Annotated in this window: 21 protein-coding genes; 9 read left to right on the plus strand and 12 right to left on the minus strand. The window is 40.9% G+C overall.

All coding sequences use genetic code 11. The features are described from left to right. Positions 1-101 precede the first annotated feature (101 nt). From ACFFRD_RS09470 to ACFFRD_RS09480, 3 genes are all read right to left on the minus strand, one after another. Entirely contained in the window at positions 102-1283 is a 1182-nt protein-coding gene (locus tag ACFFRD_RS09470) for a catalase (RefSeq protein WP_392481268.1), read from the minus strand. A gap of 87 nt (positions 1284-1370) precedes the next feature. Next, entirely contained in the window at positions 1371-2999 is a 1629-nt protein-coding gene (locus ACFFRD_RS09475) for a peroxidase family protein (RefSeq protein WP_392481269.1), read from the minus strand. An 82-nt stretch (positions 3000-3081) separates the two neighbouring features. Next, positions 3082-4089: a DUF2235 domain-containing protein gene (locus tag ACFFRD_RS09480; protein ID WP_392481270.1), complete on the minus strand. Its 1008-nt coding sequence runs from the start codon at positions 4087-4089 to the stop codon at positions 3082-3084. A 532-nt stretch (positions 4090-4621) separates the two neighbouring features. Between ACFFRD_RS09480 and mtnA the strand changes: the two genes are divergently transcribed. Then, positions 4622-5701, plus strand: a complete 1080-nt coding sequence (mtnA, locus tag ACFFRD_RS09485) for an S-methyl-5-thioribose-1-phosphate isomerase (RefSeq protein WP_392481271.1) — start codon at positions 4622-4624, stop codon at positions 5699-5701. 892 nt (positions 5702-6593) lie between these two features. Here mtnA and ACFFRD_RS09490 read toward each other — a convergent pair. Together ACFFRD_RS09490 and ACFFRD_RS09495 are read right to left on the minus strand one after the other, a co-directional pair. Then, positions 6594-8015: an NADP-dependent isocitrate dehydrogenase gene (locus ACFFRD_RS09490; protein WP_163939025.1), complete on the minus strand. Its 1422-nt coding sequence runs from the start codon at positions 8013-8015 to the stop codon at positions 6594-6596. A 228-nt stretch (positions 8016-8243) separates the two neighbouring features. Next, the gene (locus tag ACFFRD_RS09495; RefSeq protein WP_392481272.1) at positions 8244-9434 is read right to left on the minus strand and encodes an RNA-guided endonuclease InsQ/TnpB family protein; all 1191 of its coding nucleotides are present in this window, start codon (positions 9432-9434) and stop codon (positions 8244-8246) included. 361 nt (positions 9435-9795) lie between these two features. Between ACFFRD_RS09495 and ACFFRD_RS09500 the strand changes: the two genes are divergently transcribed. The 4 genes from ACFFRD_RS09500 (at position 9796) to ACFFRD_RS09515 (ending at position 13048) form a co-directional block, all read left to right on the plus strand. Further along, positions 9796-10524 (plus strand): GUN4 N-terminal ARM-like repeat domain-containing protein, encoded by a 729-nt coding sequence (locus ACFFRD_RS09500; RefSeq protein WP_392481273.1) that lies wholly within the window; start codon positions 9796-9798, stop codon positions 10522-10524. A gap of 25 nt (positions 10525-10549) precedes the next feature. Beyond that, positions 10550-10720, plus strand: coding sequence for a type II toxin-antitoxin system HicB family antitoxin (locus ACFFRD_RS09505; protein WP_334809436.1), 171 nt, complete (start codon positions 10550-10552; stop codon positions 10718-10720). Between the two features lie 310 nt (positions 10721-11030). Beyond that, positions 11031-12158, plus strand: coding sequence for an ABC transporter ATP-binding protein (locus ACFFRD_RS09510; RefSeq protein ID WP_392481274.1), 1128 nt, complete (start codon positions 11031-11033; stop codon positions 12156-12158). A gap of 110 nt (positions 12159-12268) precedes the next feature. Next, the gene (locus tag ACFFRD_RS09515) at positions 12269-13048 is read left to right on the plus strand and encodes a superoxide dismutase (protein ID WP_392481275.1); all 780 of its coding nucleotides are present in this window, start codon (positions 12269-12271) and stop codon (positions 13046-13048) included. 87 nt (positions 13049-13135) lie between these two features. On the opposite strand, the gene rsmG is transcribed toward ACFFRD_RS09515, so the two are convergent. Further along, the gene (rsmG, locus tag ACFFRD_RS09520; RefSeq protein WP_392481276.1) at positions 13136-13870 is read right to left on the minus strand and encodes a 16S rRNA (guanine(527)-N(7))-methyltransferase RsmG; all 735 of its coding nucleotides are present in this window, start codon (positions 13868-13870) and stop codon (positions 13136-13138) included. A gap of 77 nt (positions 13871-13947) precedes the next feature. Beyond that, entirely contained in the window at positions 13948-14622 is a 675-nt protein-coding gene (locus ACFFRD_RS09525; RefSeq protein WP_163938853.1) for an ABC transporter ATP-binding protein, read from the minus strand. A 316-nt stretch (positions 14623-14938) separates the two neighbouring features. Between ACFFRD_RS09525 and ACFFRD_RS09530 the strand changes: the two genes are divergently transcribed. The 4 genes from ACFFRD_RS09530 to ACFFRD_RS09545 all read left to right on the plus strand — a co-directional run bounded on the left by ACFFRD_RS09530 (position 14939) and on the right by ACFFRD_RS09545 (position 17282). Further along, the gene (locus tag ACFFRD_RS09530; RefSeq protein WP_392481277.1) at positions 14939-15895 is read left to right on the plus strand and encodes a Sll0314/Alr1548 family TPR repeat-containing protein; all 957 of its coding nucleotides are present in this window, start codon (positions 14939-14941) and stop codon (positions 15893-15895) included. 81 nt (positions 15896-15976) lie between these two features. Next, positions 15977-16429, plus strand: a complete 453-nt coding sequence (locus ACFFRD_RS09535) for a DUF3531 family protein (protein ID WP_069070833.1) — start codon at positions 15977-15979, stop codon at positions 16427-16429. Positions 16430-16437: 8 nt separating this feature from the next. Further along, complete coding sequence (locus tag ACFFRD_RS09540; RefSeq protein ID WP_392481278.1) at positions 16438-16869, plus strand: NUDIX hydrolase; 432 nt, start codon at positions 16438-16440, stop codon at positions 16867-16869. Positions 16870-16949: 80 nt separating this feature from the next. After that, complete coding sequence (locus ACFFRD_RS09545) at positions 16950-17282, plus strand: hypothetical protein (RefSeq protein WP_392481280.1); 333 nt, start codon at positions 16950-16952, stop codon at positions 17280-17282. Between the two features lie 222 nt (positions 17283-17504). On the opposite strand, the gene ACFFRD_RS09550 is transcribed toward ACFFRD_RS09545, so the two are convergent. From ACFFRD_RS09550 to mfd, 5 genes are all read right to left on the minus strand, one after another. After that, a complete protein-coding gene (locus tag ACFFRD_RS09550) occupies positions 17505-17615 on the minus strand; it encodes a type II toxin-antitoxin system HicA family toxin (RefSeq protein WP_392481281.1) in 111 nt (36 codons plus the stop codon). A 53-nt stretch (positions 17616-17668) separates the two neighbouring features. Then, complete coding sequence (locus ACFFRD_RS09555; protein WP_392481282.1) at positions 17669-17851, minus strand: type II toxin-antitoxin system HicB family antitoxin; 183 nt, start codon at positions 17849-17851, stop codon at positions 17669-17671. A 163-nt stretch (positions 17852-18014) separates the two neighbouring features. Continuing rightward, a complete protein-coding gene (locus tag ACFFRD_RS09560) occupies positions 18015-18629 on the minus strand; it encodes a hypothetical protein (protein WP_392481283.1) in 615 nt (204 codons plus the stop codon). 114 nt (positions 18630-18743) lie between these two features. Then, entirely contained in the window at positions 18744-19757 is a 1014-nt protein-coding gene (locus ACFFRD_RS09565; protein WP_392481284.1) for a transposase, read from the minus strand. A 372-nt stretch (positions 19758-20129) separates the two neighbouring features. Continuing rightward, positions 20130-23699, minus strand: coding sequence for a transcription-repair coupling factor (gene mfd, locus ACFFRD_RS09570; protein WP_392481285.1), 3570 nt, complete (start codon positions 23697-23699; stop codon positions 20130-20132). Positions 23700-23901 lie beyond the last annotated feature (202 nt).

A 23901-nucleotide genomic window follows, 5' to 3' on the forward strand; every position in this document is an offset into this window, starting at 1 on the left:
CGCCCACACTTGTGACTCAGGTGTGGGCGATCACTTTAGGAAATGACAAAAAATAAAGTATGTGAGCAAGGATTCTTATAGTTAATAATTCCTGTGAAAACTCAGACAGTTGGTTCCTGGTATTTAACCCCTCGTTTTTGATGACGGTCATTAGCAACAATAGGATAAACAATGCTGCGTAACCGATTGATTGCACCGACAGGACGATGCACTGCTAGACCATTCCCAGGAGAAAAACTGAGATTTTCTCCAAAGTCATTTTCTTGGGGAGAATTAACCCTTTGATGCTTAATTGTTAGGCGACCAACTGTAAAAAAAGGTGATTCCTCTTCATTCCAAACAATGGTTGTATCATCAATAGACATCTCTGGGCTGGTTTGAAATTGGATTTGAAAGTCCCAATAGTACTCAGCATCAGGCTTTGCTAAAGCTTGAATGATATCCTCTCGATAGTAGTTGTCCTCTGAACCTGATGCTTTGGCAAGCTTTAGCTCACTTTCTGATCTCGACTCAACAGGAAGTTGTTGATGAGGTATTTGGCTCGAAACCGGAGTAAATCCATATTTAATCACAGCTGGATATTCCACAGGAACTCGACCTGGTTGAGATGGATCAAAACCAGATTTGAGTCCCACAGAAAATGCTGAAGCACTCCAATAGCGTTCTTTAAGTAAACTCTTGGGAAAACGTTTGAAACTAGTTTGTAAAAGAGTGGATTCGTAGGGATGCAACTTTAGCCAAAAAAGCACCAACAGCTTAAAAAGCGGAAACAGACCTGCTCGGTAAACCGTCAAAAAAAAGCTGTGGAAGTCTTTGATGGTTCTAACAAAAAAGAATTCGGTATTGTGGGTAATAATATCTTGAGTTTTTAACTCGTGACTTTGCGATAGTCGTTCTCCTTCTACGCCGATCACTTTTACGGCCATGGAGCGCGTATCTCCTTCATAATCATTCTTGACTGAAAACGCACCATTGGCAAATCGTAACCAAACTGGATATTGTTTCGGTGTGGCAAATAAACCTTGTTTGAGAGAAATAGCAGAAAGTTCAGCTTCAGATAATGAGGTGCGTTTGCTCAATTCTTGCTTAATTGCGGCTTCATCAAAGTCAAAGATTTCTAGAGTTCCTTGAACAGCAGCGTGGGTTTTAGAATGGGTATCTCTTTTTGCAGTTTTTTTCTTCTTACCTCCATAAAGATTTTCCATGTTCTTTTTGACTAACTCACTCATGAGATCGCAATATTTGAGTTCGTCTTTTTCTGGATATTCAGTAAAAAGTTTCATTTTTTTTACAGGTAGATTTAATAATTTGGCGATCGCTGGTTTATGAAAGCGATCGCACTCAAAGCTGATGTAGAATCTTACAATCTCTTAAAGGTCAAAAGTAACTTTGTACTTCTTACCTGATGGAGGAACATTACGATTAACTAAATCTGAGACTGTGTTGGTATTCTGAAGAATTTCCCAACCCACAGGAGAAAAAGTTTCTTTATTGAAAATATTGGGTGATAGTAAAGGATTGGTTAGCGCCTGAGAAAAGGCATCAATCCCAATTAAGCGTGCTACTAAAGCAGGGATAGTTGAATTCTCGCGCCCATCTTCGGCGTAAAGCCCCACAAAGAACTCAATATTATCAACATGACCATATAATTCTTTGAGTTTTTGTTGAGCAAATTCATTGCCAGTAACTTGCTCAAATCTAGTCACTCTGGGGAAACCACACAATTCTCGATAATCGTTGTAGCTTGCCAATTGCAGTTGTCGTCCCAGTCTGATTGAGGGTAACTCGGTTAATTCCACCAATATATCAGGGGTATTGAATAAACCAATTTTTGTACCTGGTTGAGAGCAAGTTTCCTCCATCAATGCCCCTAAACCTTGGTCAATAAACATCTTATTGTTCCAGAGGGATGTAGCAATATGAGTTGGTTTACCGTTATAGTTAAATGTTTCTGGAATCGCACTATGCCAGCGATAAACAAAGTCAAACTCAATTGCCATATAGTTGGGACGATGCCAACTTTCCTTGGTAAAAGCTTCTGGATCGGCAAACAACTTAAAGTGATAAGGAGTTATATGGTTAATGTACTCTTCCATGATGATTTTTAGAATAATCGCCATGAGAATATTTCTCGATGTTTGGAAGAGGCGTTCATCATCCCAATCTGGATAATTGCGTGCTAATTCATCACAAAGACGATTATGTTCACGGAGACATAGAGTGTTAAGCATTACATAGCCAATTTGTACGTTTGCTCGTTCTACTCCCATCGCAAACATATATTGCTTTTTATCTACAGACTGTCTTTTTTCATCATTCAAAGGTTCATAAAGACCTTCAAATTCAGTTTTAATTTTATCCTGCGCTGGATCGGCATAATAAAACAAAGGATATTCTTCTTCTACACCATCTTGGCGTTTGAGTTTTTGAGTCTTTAATTTACCTCCTTGAAAACTTCTTAAAAGATGTGTTTGTTTTCTAGTTAAACCATAAACATTACACAAATCAATTTCATGGTTGGAAGTATTTTTTAGTTTATTGTAGTGATTAAGGCGAAGAAAGCTATCAGTAAACCACTGCACCCAATAGGGAAACAGCATGGTTGATTTGCCAGAATAAATAGTTTTACCGTCTCTTTTACGGAATAAAATAGCTAGGTCTTCAACTTTTGGTAGATTACCCTCAGCGTTTAACTTGGGATCGGGTGGTAGATGCCTTCCTGTATAAGTGCGATCGTTAAGCGATTCCCAGGAAGTATAAGTATCAGTTTTCTTAGGAATGTTAGTATCAGGAATATGCTCATCTAGAGTCATCATACTATAGGGATTAGGACGAGTTGGAATTTTATAGATGAGACTGTTAAGCAGAGTTTTATTAACTTTACGTGCAATAGATTTGTTACTTTGGAGAAGTTTCCAAATAGGCTTAAAGTTTGTTAAAACTAATGTTTGAAGTTTGTTACCTAACCCGTCTTTGGATGTATCTCTTTTTCCAGCCATAATTATTTGTACCTTCGTTTTTCCAATTCTGTATTCGATGCAGTCTAAATTTATCTACTTTGATTACTCAAATCAATTCAACTTATTTCAGTTTGGAAATAATCTTTTGTAGATTTTTAGGTCGATAGTCTTTGCGACTTTTCAAACGGTTGATTGTGCTTTCATGAAGGTCTTCAATGGTATCGCTAACCTCACGAAACTTAATTCCTGCCAATTTAAAAAATCCAGCATCGTTCTTAAAATCGCATTCATAATTGGGGTTAATACCTGTAGGAATCACACTTGTATCGAAGTCAAGTCCCAATTTCATCTCACCAATGGAATCAATCATCCACTGTAAGGCGGCATCTGATAACCCACTATGTTCTTCAGTTCCACCACCAACACAGCCATGTGCGCCTGGAAACCACTTTTGAATCACTCGCTGGTTTTCAGCATCAGGATGCTTTGTCATGGGCGTGACATCAAAGACTTCACGAATTTCGTCGATCGCCACCGCGTGCAAGGCATTCTGAACACATTTGTTTAAAGTAGTGTCATGGAATCTGTAACGCTTATTCAGCTGCTCGCTCAACTTGCTGAAGGCGGGTATCCCAGGAATACCAAGGGCCCCAACGGTATCAAAGCAACCCAGCAAGGTGATAGGGACGCGATCACCGTAAGCTTGACGGTATTCCACAGCTTCTTGATCTTTTGGTTTAACACCTCGTTTACGGTAAAGCTCATAAGCTTCATGGGCTTTGGTGACATGGGGACGGTCGAGAAGACCGGAGCAATAGATCATCCCCGCTAAACTTCTAACTGTGTAAGCACCACGACTGAAACCGAACAGATAGATTTCGTCACCAGAAACATAGTTGAGGCTCAGAAATCGGTAGCCATCTTCTATATTTCTATCGATTCCTAGTCCGGTAGCTCCCCCTAAAACCTTTTGACCCTCAGCTCCAATCCCCTCGTCATAAAATACGATTTGTGCAACCCCGTCACTAGCCATCGGTTTTACCGATTGAGCTAACTTAACCACATTGCTAGGGTAAGCACTTGTTAATTGTTGCCAGGTTCCATCACAGCAAATAACAAGACGTTTCATAGTTTTATTTCAAATCCTTTGAGGAATGAGATCAACTTTTTATTAAGATGTGACTTTTGTATAAAGTTAAGGCAAAAGCATTTTTGATATTAACTATATGTTTAGTTTTCTAAATGCTTTAGCGAAATATCCTCTCACTTTTATAATGAGAATGCAAGGACAGTTAAGACAGTTAAGGAAGAAATTAATTAAATAAATATTAAGTAATTATCTGTGCCGCAAAATCATCAAAAAACTAAAAATATTTAATTGAATTTTAGTTTTTAAAATGAAATCATCAAGGTGCATTAAAGTAAAAAATATTGCTTAAGTAAGTCGGCGAGAAAATTCAATGTATATGAATAAATATAAATTGTCTGTAGGGGAGACAGTTGCGTGGGCGGGTTCTACCGACTTGAGCAAACTAGCGTCGATGCCATATTAAATTCTTGCCGATGCGTTGCGCTGCGCGACAACACACCCTACAGTTAAATTTCTTAACATAGCTTGAAATATTAGCGCCGACTTACTTATCCACTAACTACGTTTTTCTATGACACTTTCTACAAACCACGTTTATCCCGTTATTTGGCACAATGAATCGGTGTCACTAATTGACCAAACGCGCTTACCCAACGAATATACATTTGTGGAAATCCACCGCAGTGAAGATATGGCGCGGGCGATTAAGACTATGATTGTCCGGGGTGCGCCTGCAATTGGTGTAGCTGCGGCTTATGGAATGTATCTTGGCGCAAGGGAAATTGAAACTAGCGATCGCACCGAATTTTTGCAAAACTTAGATAAAGTAGCCCAGTTGCTAGGTTCTACTCGTCCGACGGCGGTAAATTTATTTTGGGCAATTAGTCGGATGATGAAAGTTGCTAAGGAAACGTTGGGAACTGTTGAAGACATTAAGCAAACCCTTTTCCAAACAGCCCAAGCAATCAACGTTGAAGATTTGCAAACCTGTCAAGCGATCGGTGACAATGGTTTGGCAGTTTTGCCCACTACTCCAGAAAAGCTGACACTACTTACTCACTGCAACGCTGGGGCGCTAGCTACGGCTGGTTATGGTACAGCTTTAGGTGTTGTGCGTTCCGCTTGGAGGGAAGGACGTTTAGAGCGTTTATTTGCCGACGAAACCCGTCCTCGCTTACAAGGCGCAAAACTCACCACTTGGGAATGTGTGCAAGAAGGTATTCCAGTGACATTAATTACTGATAATATGGCAGCCCATTGCATGAAACAAGGTTTGATTCATGCTGTAGTTGTGGGTGCTGATCGCATTGCTGCTAATGGTGACACTGCTAATAAAATTGGTACGTATAGTGTTGCGATCGCAGCTAAAGCCCATAATATCCCCTTCTTTGTGGCTGCACCCCTTTCTACCGTTGATTTTGAATTAGCCGATGGCAGCCAAATTCCCATTGAAGAACGCGATCCAACAGAAATTTATCAAGTTGGCGATACTATTCTCACACCTGAAGGTGTAGATTTTTATAACCCAGCTTTTGATGTGACTCCGGCTGAGTTGATTACAGCCATCATTACAGAGAATGGAGCGATCGCACCTGATAAATTAGCAAAATCACAGGTAAAGCAATTACCGATTGCGTTAAATCCGAATTAATGGAGAACTTGCACCGAGTTCTCGATAACTCTAAATCCGAATAACGGAAACTTTATAGGGCAATACAGTTCACTTAAGCATTTCTTCCTTCTCTTTGCGTCCTTGGTGGTTTGTTAAAAAATTGACTTTGATAAAGAGTTTTAGCCTTAACTGAACCGTATTGCTTTATAGGGGATTGCCCCAAAAAAATCTCCGACTTTTCTAAAGAGTCGGAGACTTTGTTTTTTGACTACTTTAAAATCTGATGGATCAAAATTTATCAGCAATTTTTTCAATAATTTTATCTAAACTTCATATTTTGACTAAATTAAATAAGTAAAATCCGCAATTACTTTCTCAAAAGAACCTTTGACTTACTCAAACCCCAGTTTGCTTTCTCATTTTAGTGTTTTCTGCAAGTAAAATAAGCTTTGACTTACTCAAACCCCAGTTTACTTTCTCATTTTGGTGTTTTCCGCAAGCAAAATAAGCTTTGACTTACTCAAACCCCAGTTTACTTTCTCATTTCGGTGTTTTCCGCAAGTAAAAGAAGCTTTTGCTTTCTCAAAATGCCATTTGACTTACTCAAACCCCAGTTTGCTTTCTGATTTTGGTGTTTTTTGCAAATAAAATGCCATTTCGCTTTTTTAAAATCGTTGATTTATCAGAGGATGTCTGAGAAGTATTAAATATTTGTTGATCCCCCCTAACCCCCTTAAAAAAGCGTGTATACACAAGTCAAATTTCCCCCCTTAATCCCCCCTTGTAAAGGCTACCGTGTATACACAAGTCAGGGGGGAAATTTCTTCAAGTCCCCCTTTTTAAGGGGGATTTAGGGGGATCAGATGATTTGTGTGTACACGGTAGTTTACAAGGGGAGGGTTAGGGTGGGGTAATTCGACTCCTAGTAAACTTAACCAAAATGCTGAATAATTGCGTCGGCAAATTCAGAACATTTTAAAGGTTCAACTGGCGGTTCCAGCAACCTCGCTAAATCGTAGGTGACTTGACTATTCGCGATCGCATCGCTTAAACCTTTCTTAATTAGGTCTGCGGCTTCTTGCCAACCCATAAATTCCAGCATCATCACCCCAGACAAAATCACTGAACCCGGATTAATCCGATCTAAGCCGGCGTGTTTGGGTGCAGTACCGTGGGTAGCTTCAAATATGGCACTAGAATCACCAATATTTGCGCCTGGCCCCATTCCTAATCCCCCAACAATGGCTGCGGCAGCATCAGACAAGTAATCGCCGTTTAAGTTCATTGTCGCCAAAATCGAATACTCATCCGGTCTGGTTTGGATTTGTTGAAAAATACTGTCTGCAATCCGGTCATTCACCAAAACTTTCTCTTTCCATTTGCCATCGCCGTGGGTTGCCCAAATGGTGTTAAGAACAGTTTCAACTTCCTTGACAACTTGCGCTTTCTTGTCTGGGGTAAGATTATCAAACCCAGGCTCAATCTGGCGGGCGTTTTCTTCCAAGGAAATATTCGGATTTTTTTCCTTGTTACTCAAAATCCAAGATTCTTGTTCAGTGACAGTTTCTTGGCGGAATTCACTAGTTGCTAGTTCATAACCCCAATCGCGGAAAGCGCCTTCGGTGTACTTCATGATGTTGCCCTTATGCACCAAAGTCACCTGTTGCTTATTTTTGGGCAATAGCAAAGCGTGTTTGATGGCACGTCTGACTAGGCGCTGAGAACCAGTTTTGCTGATGGGTTTGATGCCAATACCAGAATCAAGAGGTATGCGTTTTTTCCCATGTTCTGGGGTGGCGGGGATTAGTTCTTCGTTAAGAATCTTAATTAAGCGATCGCCAATTTCGCTACCTTGTCGCCACTCAATGCCTAAATAAATATCTTCTGTATTTTCCCGATAAACAATTACATCCAGCTTTTCGGGGTTTTTGTGCGGTGAGGGCGTACCTGCATAGTAACGGCAAGGACGCACGCAAGCATACAAGTCAAAAATTTGCCGTAATGCCACATTTAAAGAACGAATTCCTCCCCCAATGGGAGTAGTCAAAGGCCCTTTAATAGCTACACCATACTCTTCAATTGCCGTGAGAGTGTCTTGAGGTAAATACTGGTAAGTACCGTATAAATCACAAGCTTCGTCACCAGCGTAAACCTTAAACCAGCTAATTTGACGCTGACCCTTATATGCTTTGGCTACCGCAGCATCGAGAACTTTTTGGGTAGCAGGCCAGATGTCGATACCTGTACCATCGCCACGAATAAAGGGGATAATTGGATTGTCCGGTACGATTGGTTCACCATTTTTGAAGGTGATCTTTGCTCCGGCTGCGGGGGGGGTAATCTTTTCGTACATCGTTCACACACTCCTAATCGATACGCTGCTAGTCAAAAAATCCTTATGTGGCAGGCTTGTATATTTTGCTATGTCTTTTGTTTACCAAGCCATAAGGCAAAGATTTTCCCCCTATTCCCCTTGTACATTATTTGGGGATTAAGTGTGAGATTTCAGTGAAGCGATCGCAATTTTGTACGATCAAAAATATTGACACTCTCACGGCTCCAAGCCGTAGGATTCTTGGTTCTAAGATATAACTTGCTCATGCAGGTTTTCACCAACCGGAGTAGAGGTTTCATCTCCCCAAGCGTTGCTTGCATCTAGTGCAAAGGTTCCGATATGCCCTACCGTACCCAATCCCCGACTCAGGATATTTCTAGCTGCGTTTTTGTCTCTATCCATCACACAACCACACTTGCAAGCGTGTGTCCTGGTAGATAGCGTTTTTTTCACAACTTCACCGCAACTAGAACAATCAGAGCTAGTATATTGCGGATTTACCGCAACCGTTACTCGCTTAAATACTTTACCAAAGTACTCAATCCAGATACGGAACTGATGCCAAGATGCGTCATTTATGGACTTAGCTAAACAATGATTTTTCACCAGATTTTTAATTCTCAAATCTTCGTAGGCTATCAAGTCGTTAGACTGAACTACGCACCGTGCTAACTTCACAGCATGATCTTTACGTTGCCTACTTATTTTGAGATGGCGCTTACCTAAAACTTGTCTTGCCTTGTCTCTGTTTTTGGAACCTTTTACTTTTTTAGATACTCGACATTGCAAACGCTTAAGAATCCTTTCACCTTTACACAAAAATTTAGGATTCTCTACCGTCACTCCCTCAGAGTCGGTATAGTACTCTTTCAATCCGACATCTAAACCTACAGTATTACCTGTTGGCTCTATATCTTCCGAGCGGTTTATGTCAACACAGAACTGAGCATACACTCCGTCTGAGCGTTTTACTAGCCGAACTCGCTTAATTTGCTTAATTTGGTACAAATTCAATTCACGAGTACCTTTTAGCTTTAACCGTCCAATACCTTTTTTGTCTGTAAAAGTTATAGATTTACGATCGTCTGAAAGCTTCCATCCTGATGTCTTGTATTCAACCGAACGGCAATCTTTTTGAAATTTGGGAAAACCTTTCTTACCAGATACTCCTTTTTTGCATTTGTCATAAAAATGGGAAATAGAAGACCATGCTCGTTCTGCGCTGGCTTGTCTAGCCATTGAATTAAGCTCATCAGCAAAAGGAAAATTAGCTGCAAGTACTGCACAGTATTTCTGTAAATCGTTTTTACCAATGCCTTTTACATCCATCCATAGCCTGATGCAACTATTGCGGATGAATTTGGCAGTACGAATTGCTTCGTCTACTGCGGTTAATTGTGCTGACTTTCCATAAGCTTTGAACTCAAATACAAGCATCGTCTGCACCTCCTATTCTTATACTATTGTATTGGGTATAAGATAACTGTTTAGTTCAGGATTTTGCTTTTTTCGTGAAGGCTGCTAGACAAAATACTGTACCTAAAGGTGCTTCTCTTCTCTTCGAAAGGCTGTGCCCTAAGCGTAGCTATGCCGCAGGCTTTACGAGGCGTTACTTGAACGCATTCATCCCACACCACACTGTCAATGACGGTTAAGCCTGTGCTGAATCCAGGACAGGCTTAACCCTGTGGGCTTTCTGCTTTAATAGTTGTAAACTGACTTTTCGCTATCAGTGCTTCACTTTAGAGAATGCCTGATAGCTTACCACTCTTTCACTGACCGCTAAAACGAGAATGGCATGACAGACCCAATGATTTTATCAGGCCCTGCAAATGACATCGACTCCCTCCGACGACCGTTAATCGCCGGGTCTGAAAAAGTCCAACAACAGATAATCCCACAGTTAGCTGAGTTGGGTAATGAGGGATTAGACGTGTTGATGGAATTTTTACTGAAACGACGTGAGAACCCAGCGACTTGGATTGATGGCAAAGCTTACCAAGTCCTCTATAACTCTGATGCACCTCAAGCCCAAGAATTTTTGCGCTCCTTTTTTCCTGAAGGAATTGTACCTCTAAAATCAGAGTGCGGGATTAACTACAATTCTTTGCAACAGCTACTTGCTGCTCAAGACTTTCAAGCAGCCGATCGCGTCACCATCGAAAAAATGTGTGAATTGTCAGGGCCAACGGCTGTACAACGAAAATGGTTGTACTTTACTGAGGTAGAAAATACCTCGGCTGTTGACTTACAAACCATTAACAACCTCTGGTTAGTCCACTCCGAAGGTAAATTTGGCTTTTCAGTGCAGCGAGAAATCTGGTTGAGTTTGGGTAAAAATTGGGAGAATTTCTGGCCGAAAATTGGCTGGAAAGAAGGTAATAACTGGACGCGATACCCTAATAGCTTTACCTGGGATTTGAGTGCGCCTAGAGGTCACTTACCCCTCTCTAATCAGCTGCGGGGGGTAAGAGTCTTTGCTTCTTTACTCTCTCACCCTGCTTGGTCGAAGAATCCAGAAAAATGATTTGGAGTCTACGTACAAATAGATTATGATCAATCCCACCAACCGAGAATTCTACGTCATCATTGAACGGGATGAAGATGGCTACTATGTCGGAGAAGTACCTCAGCTACAAGCCTGTTACAGTCAAGGAGAAACAATTGATGAGTTGATGGCTAATATGAAAGAAGTAATTGAACTTTGTTTAGAGGATGTGTGAGAAGTCAAAAATATCATGCTGTCGTCTGCGATCAGAGTATGACTTAAAGAGCCTAAAAATCAGAAAGTTTGGTTCTGAACGAAAGAGCTTTAGTAAGACAACAATTCGTTTAGAACCTAATGTTGCAGAGGTTTTTCCTAATGCCGATGCTGTGAATGAGGCTCTAAGATTTCTGATTAGAGTTGTGGAGAACAACCAAGTTTCTACATTTGTAAAGCAGCCTCACAATTCCTCGGAGGGTGCGGATCAAACCTCTTAGTACTTAGTTGGAAGTGCCGCAGATCCTAAACTGAAAATATCAAATCAGATAATGGCAAATGTTCGTCTAGAAGATATTAAGCGTAGATTCAATAATGTCACTGCGATCGAGGACATTACCTTTGAAATTCCTGATGGAGAGTTTTGGGTTTTAGTTGGGCCATCGGGTTGTGGTAAGTCTACAATTTTGCGAACGATCGCTGGTTTAGAAACCGCTACATCAGGTAAACTCTTTATTGGCGATCGCTTGGTGAATAATATCCCAGCCAGACAGCGAGATGTGGCGATGGTATTCCAAAACTACGCCCTCTATCCTCACATGAGCGTGGCGGAAAATATCGGCTTTGGCTTGCAAATGCGGAAGGTTGATCGAAAAATCATTCAAGAACGGGTGATGAATGTGGCGCGATCGCTTTCTCTGGATCACTTGCTGGATCGTAAACCCAAACAACTTTCTGGGGGACAGCAACAACGGGTAGCATTAGGAAGAGCGATCGCTCGTGAACCCCAAGTTTTTTTACTTGATGAACCCTTATCTAATTTAGATGCCCAATTACGCGACGATACAAGGGCAGAATTAAAACAGTTACATCAAGAATTAGGAATTACCACAATTTACGTCACCCACGATCAAGTTGAAGCAATGACTTTGGCTGATAAAATAGTCGTGCTAAATCGCGGACGGATTCAACAAATCGGCGATCCCCAAACTATTTATGCAAGTCCTGCTAATCAAATGGTGGCAAGTTTTTTAGGCAGTCCACCAATGAATATCTTGCCTGCAATCTATCACAATAACGGTTTTGATGTCAGTGGACAGTTATTAACGATTCCAGCAGTTGTAAAAGAAAAATTACAGTTGCGTCAGGAACACAGTTATGATTTGGGGATTCGTCCAGAGCATATTTTTATTAACGAACCACCAAGTCGCCTTGGCGCAGCCTCTCGAAGAGAAGAGAGCCAAGAAGAAAATGAGAGTCACCTGATTGTAGAAGTTAAGGTGGTGGAACCTTTGGGAAGAGAAACTTTGATTCGTGCTGGTTTACCTGGTTCGGCGGTGGTGTTGAATATTCAGGTAGGCGCGGATGTGCGTCCCCGTCCAGGCGATCGCCTTTCTCTACAACTTGATTTAAATCACTTGTTTGTATTTGATCCCAAAACTGGCGACAGAATTTTATAAATAGTTTCTTAAACTGCCAGAAATAATCACAATTCCCAATTTTTTGTAGCCAAAATCTAAGAAAATAAAAACTGCAATAGAGACTTAATTGATTAGCTGCAAAAAGTTATATGGCTATTAATCGACGCAATTTCTTGTTTTTACTTACAGCCGGTGCGGGTGCTTTTGCATTAGATGCTTGTGCATCAGCAGAGAAATCTCCCAATGGAAATACTGCAACTCCTGAAACAACACCAAATACAAGACTAAATAAAACATCAGATAAACCAGGTGCTATCCAACTACCGCCTTTAGCTTACGCCTACGAAGCACTTGAACCACACATCGATGCTAAAACGATGCAGTTTCACCATGATAAGCACCACGCAACTTATGTAAAAAACTTGAATGCAGCGTTAGATAAACACCCAGAACTCAAAGGCAAAACTATTGAAGAACTGTTGCAGAAACTTGACACTGTACCACAAGATATTCGGAGAACAGTACGCAATAATGGCGGTGGTCATGTGAACCACTCAATGTTCTGGGAAATTATGAAGCCAAAAGGTGGGGGAGAACCAACAGGAAATATAGCCTCCGCAATTAATCAAAGTTTTGGCAGTTTTGCAGCTTTCAAAAAACAGTTCAATGAAGCTGGTGCTAGTCGTTTTGGTAGTGGTTGGGTTTGGCTAGTGCGTAATAAAGGTGGCAAGTTAGAAGTGACAACTACAGCTAACCAAGATAGTCCCTTAAGTGCAGGTAAATATCCCATTTTAGGTAATGACGTATGGGAACACGCATATTATCTCAATTACCAGAATCGCCGCGCCGATTATTTAGATGCTTGGTGGAACGTGGTTAATTGGGATGAGATTAACAAGCGTTTTGCAGCAGCCAGTAAACTTGCTTAAACATTGGGATATTGATATTCCGCTCCTATCAAAGTAATTCATAATTCCAACCATTGGAAACTTGCACTCTTTCGAATTACGAATTAGTTAAAGAGGCTTTTGAGTAGGTACACCAATAGGACGGGGAAACTGAATTGGTGTGGTGGCTACCTTACGCAAATACACACAGTGCCGGATGCTGTGACTCAAGGGTGTTGTAAATTGTTCGATTGATTCAATAACGCCACCCAACAGCTTCACAGCATTCTGCAAAGCTGTTGTTTCATCCTTTGTCCAATTACCGCGATAAATTATAGCTAAACCTCCTTGTTTGAGCAGTGGTAGGGTATACTCTGCACAAACAGAAACCGCCCCTACAGCGCGTATCAGTGCAATATCATAAGCCATTCGATGCTTATAGTACTGACCGATTTCCTCAGCCCTACCAACAAGAGTTTTAGCATTAGTAAGGGCAAGTTCAGTTAATATATTGTCGAGAAAAGTAATTTTTTTCTGAGTGGAATCGAGAAGAGTAATTGTGCAATTAGGTACTGTCATTGCCACTGGAACACCTGGAAAACCTGCACCTGTACCAATATCAATGATATTAGGGGAAGCCAGGGGTAAATTTCCTGATAACAGGGGTAGAATTCCTCGTAGAGAATCCCAGAGATGTTTTTCCCAAAACTCTTGGGGGTCAGTAATGCGAGTTAAATTTAGTTGACGATTACCTTCTATGATTAACTCATAAAGCCTTTGGAATTGCGCTTGCTGTTGGACAGTTGGTTGCCAATTCAGAGTTTGCTGCCAGATTTCTGCCATCTCAGGCAATAAGTTTGTCATTTGTCATTTGTCATTGGTCATTTGTCAATTGGGATAGGGCATTGGGTATTCTTTTTTCTCCAGTCCCCAGTCCCCTTTCATACCGATGGTAGAGGTTCTTTGACTTTGGATTCTAATGTCTTTGGGTCTACTGATTGTAGTTCGCCGTGGTTGAGTGTCCAGCAACGATCTGCGATCGCTAACAAATCACCTGCATCGTGTGTTACTACCAATAGCGTCCAATCTTGTTTCAGCTTCGCTAATAAATTTACTAGTTGCCGACGCATTGACCAATCTAACCCAGCAGTGGGTTCATCCAATAAGAGTAAATTTGGCTGGCGAATCAATTGCACCGCCAAAGCTAAACGCCTCTGTTGACCACCACTCAAAGCATGGGGAGCAGCAGAAAGCGATAAATGCTCTAATCCCACCTCAGTTAGGGCCTGTCTAACTCGTTCTGACCCTAACTCAGGATGTCCTAAACGCAATTCTTCTAAAATCGAACCACCACAAAAGTGCCGTTCTGGAAACTGAAATACCAACCCAGCTAATTGTTGTAGCTGTTCGGCTATAAGTTCTTGTTCCCGCCAAAAGAGTGCGCCAGTAGTGGGTTCGGCTAGTCCTGACAAAATTTCTAGTAAAGTACTTTTTCCCGAACCACTGGGGCCGATAATCAGACCTAGCTGCTGGGGTGCTAATTCCAAGTTGATCGATTTAAGAATCGCTGTTGGACACGCTGTGGGGTGATAATTTACATTTCGGAGATAGAGCATTTGTTAAGATTACCAAAAAGTCAGCAAATTACTGATTAGCTACACTGAGAGTACCTGGAAAATTCTGGAAAAATTTATAATGCATTACCTGGATTAACAGCTTAATCTAGCAGCAAGAATCATCCAATTTTTCTCCATTGTGGCAGACTCACCCTGGAACAATGGCTATGACGAGCCTGGAAACATGGAAAAATTACCAAAGTCAACCTTTATATAAAAAATTTTGGTTGAGGCAGAGGCAAGTTAAAATTAATCATTTTTTGCATTCTAAGTAACACATACAACTATTTCAACCGCAATTATTCTGAGGGTTAAAATGACTAAAAGGTTTTCTTTGCCTCGATTAGTAGTGCCTACCAGACTCACTACCCTTGCTCAGACTGCTTTTGGTGCTGCGTTCGCCTTTGGCGTTGCCCCTTGGGCAATCGCACTTAATCTGTGGGTAAATCCCTCCTTTGCTGACGATCCGTTTCGCAATAGCGAACCTCATCAAATTGGCGACCAAACAGAAGCAGCTTTTAAAGCGATGTTCCAACAGGGCAATTATCCAGCAGCAGAGCGTTATTTAGAACAAGCAATATCTAAAGAACCAAATGAACCTCTAGCTTATGCGATGAAGGCATCTTTGGCATACGGAAATAAGGATTGGGCTAAACTTGCCACCTACAGTCAGAAAACTCTAGAAACCGGACAAAAACTGGTTCCCAACGATCCATTGCGTGGTAATTTATACACTGCTGTTGGTCATTTTTTAGAGGGAGCAGTAATTCTTACCCGTGAGGGTACAGTCAACGGTGTGCCACAAGCTTTTAGTCGGCTGCGGCAAGTTTATGAATATTTAGATAAAGCCGAAGCAATTTCTGCCAACGATCCAGAACTGAATTTAATCAAGGGTTATATGGATTTGTTGTTGGCGGTTAATTTGCCTTTTGCTAGTCCCGATCAGTCAATTGGACGTTTAGAAAAAAATGCCGCTCCTGGGTATCTCGTTGATCGGGGTATTGCTCTTGCTTACCGGGATTTAAAAAGGTATCCACAGGCACTAGAATATGTCAACCGCGCGATCAAAACCACATCCGATAATCCAGAAATTTATTATCTCAAAGCCCAAATCCTGAAAGAACTGGGGCAAAAAGAAAAAAGCCAGCAGATGATTCGGGAAGCGATCGCTAATTTTGACAAAGCATTGATTAAAAAATCCCAACTCCCAAGCGATTTAGTCAAACAAATTGAGAGTGAACGCAAAAATGCTGCTAGCCTTAACAATCCTTAGCCCCAATTCCCAATTCCCCATTCCCCATACCCTACTTTGATATGCTTATTTGCAGAACAGTAATTGAGATATTAGACCAAAATGGAAATTCAGTTCCGCGAGATTAATCCTTTTGATATGTGGATTTGGCTGAAATTCAGTACAAATCCTTCTGCACGTGAAAAACAGTATGTAGAAGAAGTTTTCAATTCCTGGTTTTATCTAGGTAAATTGGGAGCATTTAACGCAGAGAATCTTCAGGTGCAGGACACTGGACTCGATATCAGCTACATGAATTATGATGAGCAAGGGTATGACAAAAGCTTGCTAGCACTGATGCACAACATTGGTGAGTTTGAATATGAGGGACAGTGGGGACGTTGTTGGTTTGACTTAGGAACCAGTGATGCGATCGCATTAGATATTTTAATCAACGCTCTCACCCAGCTAAGTCAGGAATACGTCACCATTGAAGAATTGTACATCGGTGGCGAAAATCCAGATTGGCCTATTGAGGATAGCGAAAGTCGTCCTCAGTCTATTTACGATAATTAGTTATAAAAATGAATAAAGCAGGTGAAATTAGGGTAATAGCCTTGGGGCTAATTCGGGATGGAGAACGCATATTTGTTTCTGAAGGCTATGATCCCGTAAAACAAGAAACATTTTATCGGGCTTTAGGCGGTGGTGTTGATTTTGGCGAAACCAGCCATGCCGCCTTAAAACGAGAGTTTCAAGAGGAAATTCAGGCAGACTTAACGAATATTAAATATCTAGGTTGTATAGAAAACCTATTTACATTTAATGGTAGGCAAGGTCATGAAATTATTCAGCTTTATCAATGTGACTTTGTTGATTCAAAATTTTATCAACTGGAAAGTCTAATTTTTTCAGAATCACCACATCATAAACATAGAGCGTTATGGATAGATATCTCTCGCTTCAAATCTGGTGAATTAAGATTAGTACCTAAAGTATTTTTTGAATATCTGTAAATTTAAACTGCACGGTTAGCGCTCATATTTTGAGCCAAATTGGGTATGCGATCGCACTTTGTCGATTAAGAATTTTGGTTATGAGTTGGAAAAAAATTAAGATTGCGGAGATTCAAGGTATTGAAAAAGTAGTTGCTGAATTTTACGTAAGAAGTATCACATACATACCAAACTGCCAGTTTAGGGTAAAAATCACTGAGGATATTAATGGTAAGTATTCAGCACGTGTAAATGTTGCTATTAGAAACTCTAGAGATAGTTCACCTGAATGGGTTGGAGGAACAGGAGATTCAATTGATGAAGCGCTAGAAAATTCAATCCAAGAACTTGTCAAGTCTATCAAATCCTCTGGGAAAAACATTAACTTTCTTCAGGAAGAAGATTTTGAGTGGTCTGCTCCTGAAGACTTCTAGCATAATCTACTCTCATAGGCTTCGCGATCGCTCTCAATAGCAGAACTAGTATTTGAGACAGTTCTACAATAAAAGCAAAGACGTTGAGGTTGAACTAACCTAATGGGTGTACCTGAAACAAACCCAAAGATACCAATGCTTTCACCAAGCCTCTACGAAATTAAAGTAAATCTGCTTCAGATAGCTGGGCTATTTTCATCAAGGCTTTCAAGGTTCCAACTTTCAAATTTGATTGCGGTGAACAGGAATTGACAGGATTTTTTGTACTTCAGGGCTTTTATAAATATAATGACTGCCAGTAATTCTTTGTAAAACCCAACCTTTTTGTTCCACAATCCTACAAAGTTGCTTGCCAGAAATCGATTTTATACACCAATTTTGACAACTTAATCTGTTGACTCAATTGCATTACAACTGTTGGCAACTTCAAGCCAACCTTCAATAGCATCTTTTAAATTAGCCATTACCTCTTCTATGGTGTCTCCTTCGGTAATACAACCGGAAAGCGCGGGAACCTCTTCCCAATAGCCACCTTCTTCTGCTGGATGAATGATTGCTCTGATTTTCATAAACTTATTGAGCTAGTTTGTGAGAATATGCTAATAAGCATATCTATTTGCTCTTAACTGTGGCTATTCAAATTAATATTTTCCACTGCAACAGATTGTTAGACTACTCTAACTGACTGCCTACACTTCTCTTTAAAGTTCAAGTATGTCTAGCAGATTATAGTCATTTATTCTCCCTTTTTTTTAAATCTAAATATTCTTGATATGTTTTGAGATTGTGTTGCTCAACTTCTCTAACAAATCCTTTTTTCTCACTGTTAATTTTTCTCTTCAAAGTTATTGATCTAGAACTGAGGCAGAAATCAATCTCCCCAATTTGAGCAACTTTTTCAGACAGCCCACCTTTACGGTTTACCTGCTTTAATTTCCCGCTTTTAGAAAGATGGTTTAACTTCAGAGATAGAGTCTCTTCCTCTTCCCCCAAAAAATATTCACAATAATGATAAATTCTAAATGCATAATCTGCTATATCTACAGATGAATCTTCTAAATTATTATGTTGTTTGATTCTCTGAATGCATTCATCAAGTAAGTCTGCCATACGATCGCAAACAAACTGACATATATCTACATATTCAAGTCGATTTTTTGGAAAGTAGTCAATCTGAGAACGAAAAGAAACTGCTGAACCAGATATTCGATATCCCCAAACAACAACTTCTCCCTCATCCTCCCAAGAATCAGGACACTTAATTTGATTCCCGTACATATCCGTGCTATCAAAAATACCCTCAATACCAAGGTATGTTGGGCCAATGTGAAATTTTTCTTTTTCCATTGTTGGTTGTCCGTGCTATGGAAACTTAGATGCCTAATCTCTCACAGACAAAACCAGGACTTACGCAACTGTCACAAGCAATGGCACGGTGTAACCGCGCCGCGCGCCAAACAACTACACGATAAACATGGGAACAGCCGGACGTTTTAGTTGCTGAACTAAATAATTTGATAACAATCCATGCTTAATTTGATAGATTGTTTGACCAGTTTTATAAGCTAAATCTTTGAGTCTAAGCCAAACTAAAATAGCGCAGGCAATATGATTTCTTTGAATACGTCCTTTACGGCATTGACATGATTCAATGCCAGTCAATTGTTTTAATTCTCGGTGAAACTCTTCAACCTTCCATCGAACTTTACACACTTTTTGTACAACGTCCGTAGAATCTTGAGATATATCGTTTGTAGCGATAAAATCCGTTCTGTCGGTGGAGACAGTTACCCGGAATAGTTTCACTTTTTTAGCTTGAGGAAACTTTTTTATTTTAACTAGTTTACCTAATTCTAACTCCTTTTCATCCCAAAATAACAATTCAATTCTTTGATAATCTTTTTGACCTGACGTATCATCAACCAGTCGATTACGTTTCAGAGGACAATAATAATATTTACCTAACCCATCTATATATAACATCAATTTATTTGTGGCATACCAAGTGTCCATCAAGACAGCTTTAAATGGCAAAAACTTATTATACACAAGGTTTTGCAGCATCTCCATCACATGGTCTATCTTTGTTTTACCATCTCTATCTGGATCATAAATTCGATAGTCAACTACCCAAAACTTTCCGATTTCATGATTGACATATACACAATTTACTAGCCCAATTCCTTGAATTACACCATGCTCGTTGCCACTATACTGGCGTTTACTTGGCTCTATTTCCACAGCGTATCGTTTATCAATTACTGTGTCATCAAAAACCAAATACGCATTATCATTTATTTCTATTAAATCTTTGACATTATCCCAAAGAATCCGAGGTGTTAATTTTTCGTTATTTAAATAACGGTTGATTTTATCGTGACTGATCTGCTCTAAATGCTCCGCCAAATTTGTGAGAGTATAATTAATCTGACTACTTAACAAGTACTGGCAATAATTAAGTTTAGTAAATCTCATAAACCTATAGGATTGATTTTATGCATCCTCAGCTAATTTTCTCATAATTTGATGAATACTTAACACAGCCGATTACTGTTACTAATTTCATCAATTTCCTTTGGGTATGCCACTTTTATATAGTATTTATGTACTATATAAATGCGATGGCTACGCCCGCCGCAGGCATCGCACTGTGCCAGTTGCGTAAGTCCTGAAAACTAAATCACTACCGGAATTACACAGATAACAGCGATGTCTACGACTGGCTATGCCTACACACACACTTTGCTTTTCACTCAAAACGTGTCAGTATCGGGTAGCTATTAACGTGTGTAGGGCTGTATCGTCTGTAGGTTTGGTTCTAAATTGATGAAACTTGAGAAAAACTTATTAAACAACAGCCGCCTCTGGAATCGCACCCTGCATTCTCCCGAAAGCATCAATCAAATTCTGCAATTGTTGATCCGCTTTAAAAACTCCTAACCCGCGCACCGTCACTTTACCCGGAGAATAGACAAACCGCGTCTTGAGATTGTCTGGTAAATTCGCCGCCAACAAATTCCAAGCGGGTTCCTCCATCGGCGTTTCTAAAACCACGTGCTGCTTTTGTTCTGGTTTAATCCGGCTAAATCCGAGCTTTTTCGCTAGCTGTTTGAGTTCCATGACTCGCAAAAGTTGATTTGCAGGGACTGGTAAAGTACCATAGCGATCGCTCCACTCAGCTGCAATCTGATTTAATTCTGATTTAGATTTAGCTGTTGCCACCGCTCGATAAGCACTCATCTTTTGATCTAAATCGGTAATATAATCTGCTGGAATAAATGCCGTCAGGTTAAGGTCAATCTGGGTATCCTCCACTTTCGGAATTTCTTGTCCTCGGATTTCCCGAATTGCTTCTTCCAGCATTTCCATGTATAAATCAAAGCCGATGGCATCCATTTGACCGGATTGTTCAGCACCTAGCAAGTTACCCACACCTCTGATTTCCATATCGCGCATTGCTAGCTGATATCCAGAACCTAGCTGAGTAAATTCTTGAATCGCTCGTAATCTTTGCCGTGCTGCATCAGATAATTGCCGTTGCTTGGGATAAAATAACCAAGCATGAGCTTGGATACCTGCACGTCCTACACGACCGCGTAATTGATACAGTTGTGCCAAACCAAAGCGATGAGCATCTTCAATCAAAATGGTGTTGACTCGCGGAATATCTAAGCCAGATTCAATAATTGTTGTACAAACAAGGATGTCTGCATCACCATTGCTGAAAGTGAGCATGGTTGATTCTAACTCGCTTTCATCCATTTGACCGTGAGCGATCGCAAATCTAGCTCCCGGTATCACTTCTCGTAAATTGGCTGTGGTTTCTTCAATCCCGTCCACTCGCGGAACTACATAAAAAACCTGTCCACCTCTATCTAATTCTTGACGAATTGCACTGCGGATACTTTCAGAATTTATCGGTGACAGATGGGTTTTAATCGCTCGTCTAGTTGGGGGTGGTGTGGTAATTAAACTCATTTCCCGAATTCCCGACAAGGACATATACAAAGTACGGGGAATGGGAGTGGCGGAGAGTGTAAGCACGTCCACTTGAGTTTTCAGGCTTTTAATTTTTTCTTTCTGGTTTACCCCAAACCTCTGTTCTTCATCCACCACCAACAGTCCTAAATCCCGGAACATCACGCCTTTACCCAAAAGTTGCTGTGTACCAACAACTACATCTAGTTCACCCGTTGCCAATCGCTTTTGAATATCGCGGCGTTCTTCAGCCGAACGAAAACGGTTGAGCAAGCCGACATTCACAGGGTAAGGTGCAAAACGTTCCTTGAGTGTATGGTAATGCTGCTGTGTTAAAATTGTCGTTGGCGCAAGGAGTGCCACTTGTTTACCGGCGGTGACTGCTTTGAAAATAGCACGAATCGCCACTTCCGTCTTTCCAAAACCGACATCGCCACAAACTAAGCGATCCATTGGGCGATCGCTTTCCATGTCGCGTTTCACATCTTGTACAGCTTTGAGTTGATCCGTTGTGGGTTGGTAGGGGAAAGAATCTTCCAATTCCTCCTGCCAAGGCATATCACTGGGAAAGCTAAAACCTTGTTGTTGCGATCGCGCTGCATACAGTTTCAACAAGTCCACCGCCAATTTTCTGATGGCTTTGCGGACTTTATTCTTGGTATTTTCCCAAGCTTTACCAGTCATCCTGTTGAGTTCCGGTGCTTTATCACCTCCGGCGCGAAACCGAGATAAAGCACCGACTTGATCGGCGGCAACTCTTAATAACCCATCAGCATACTGCACCGCCAAATAATCACGGGTTTCGTTATTAATCGTCAAACTTTCAAGCTTGACAAATTTGCCAACACCATGATTTCTGTGAACTACATAATCACCTGGACGCAGCTTATTGGGATCAACTTGCTTAGAAGTAGCTTTGTGGCGCTTGCGGATATAGCCGGGAGTCGCCAAGGAATGCTGCCCAAAAAATTCTCGATCTGTAACGATTACTATTCGGTATGTCGGCAGAATAAAACCTTCGAGTTCCGCAAGACCAGAATATTTTAGGGCTATGGGAATATGGTTAATTTGCAGCTTATCTATCGCTTGGTAGTCGCGGGGATTGGGGATAAACTGAGCCGGACAATCATGTTCTTGCAACAGCGAGACGGAACGCGAAGGTTGAGCAGAAAGCAGCCAGATTGAGAAATTGCGATCGCGTTCTTGACGGATGGTTTCAGCTAGTTTAGCAAACTGGTGTGGCGTGACTGGAAGCGATCGACTAGAAAGATTGATCCCACTATTTTCTTCTGACAGTTCCGATAAATATAGTGTTTTAAATTTGGCAATGTCAGCCAAACAGTCATCAAAAGACCGATGAATTCTCGGTACCTGCTTAGACTCTTCCCCATTTCCCATTCCCCATTCCCCATTCCCCATCCTCCATTGTTCCTCAGCATTTTCGACCCAGCGATCGCTATGAGCATGACACTGTTCTGGCTCATCAATAGCAATCAATGTATTTTCTGACAAGTAATTTAGCAGAGATGCTGGTTGCTCAAAAGCCAAACCCAAAAAGCGACGACTACCCTCCAACAATGATGAGTTTTCAGTGCTAAGTTCTGAGTCAGGATTTAACTCAGGACTCAGCACTCGCAACTCAGTACTCTTGTTGAGTGCCGCCATCACAATGGGAGCAAAGCTAGTGGGGGTAAGAATTAACTGATCAACTTTGTCGAGTGCGGAACGTTGGGTTGCTGGGTCAAATTCCCGCATTTGCTCGATTTCATCACCAAACCATTCCAACCTGACTGGAAACTCAGATGAAACTGGGAAAACATCAACAATATCACCCCGTCGGCTCCATTGTCCTTCCGTTTCCACCAGAGGTACTCGTTCATACCCCAGAATCGTGATTTTCTCACTGAAGGCATTTAAGTCTAATTCCATCCCCCGCTTCAAGGTAAGACAGAATTCCCCAAAAGCTTCTGGTGGTGGCAAATGTGGTTGCAACGCCCCTTGAGTAGCCACAATTGCTAAATTTGTCCTTTGTCCTTTGTCCTTTGTCATTTGTTCTTGGTTTGTTTCTAATGACAACTGACTAATGACCAATGACTCTTGACTCTTGAGTAAATCCGCCAATACCTGCATTTGCCCCCAACTCATCTCAGTTTCCGGGTCAAAAGGTTCGTAGGGAGAAGCCTCAGATGTGGGATAAAAATGTACTGTTTGCCATCCCATTGCCTCCAGTTGTGCATAAACTCGTCCAGCTTCTTCTAGTGTGGCGCAAACTACGAACAAATTCTTACCCTGAGACTGGGCTAATGCCGAAGCAACCAAACCCTTGGGCAATCGAGAAATGCCATTTAACCGCAATTCTTGTTGTCGGTTTAGCTTAGAAATAAATTCAGTGGTGAGCGGCGATCGCGCTAAGGCACGCACAATAGAAGAAAATGACATAAGTACTACTAGCGGTGGGAGTCTTTGTGAGTCAGAAAATTTTGAGGCAGTTTATGTCAACTATTTTAAAAGTGTTGACAGCCTTCTTATTCTTTGGATGGAAGAATAATCTACAGCAACTAATAAACTTAAAAACTATAACTACTACTTTGTATACAGTCAAAGCATTTTATAGAAGCACCTTTAATACTAGATACTAGGT

The organism is Nostoc sp. C110 (assembly GCF_043099725.1).
Lineage (GTDB): Bacteria > Cyanobacteriota > Cyanobacteriia > Cyanobacteriales > Nostocaceae > Nostoc > Nostoc muscorum_A.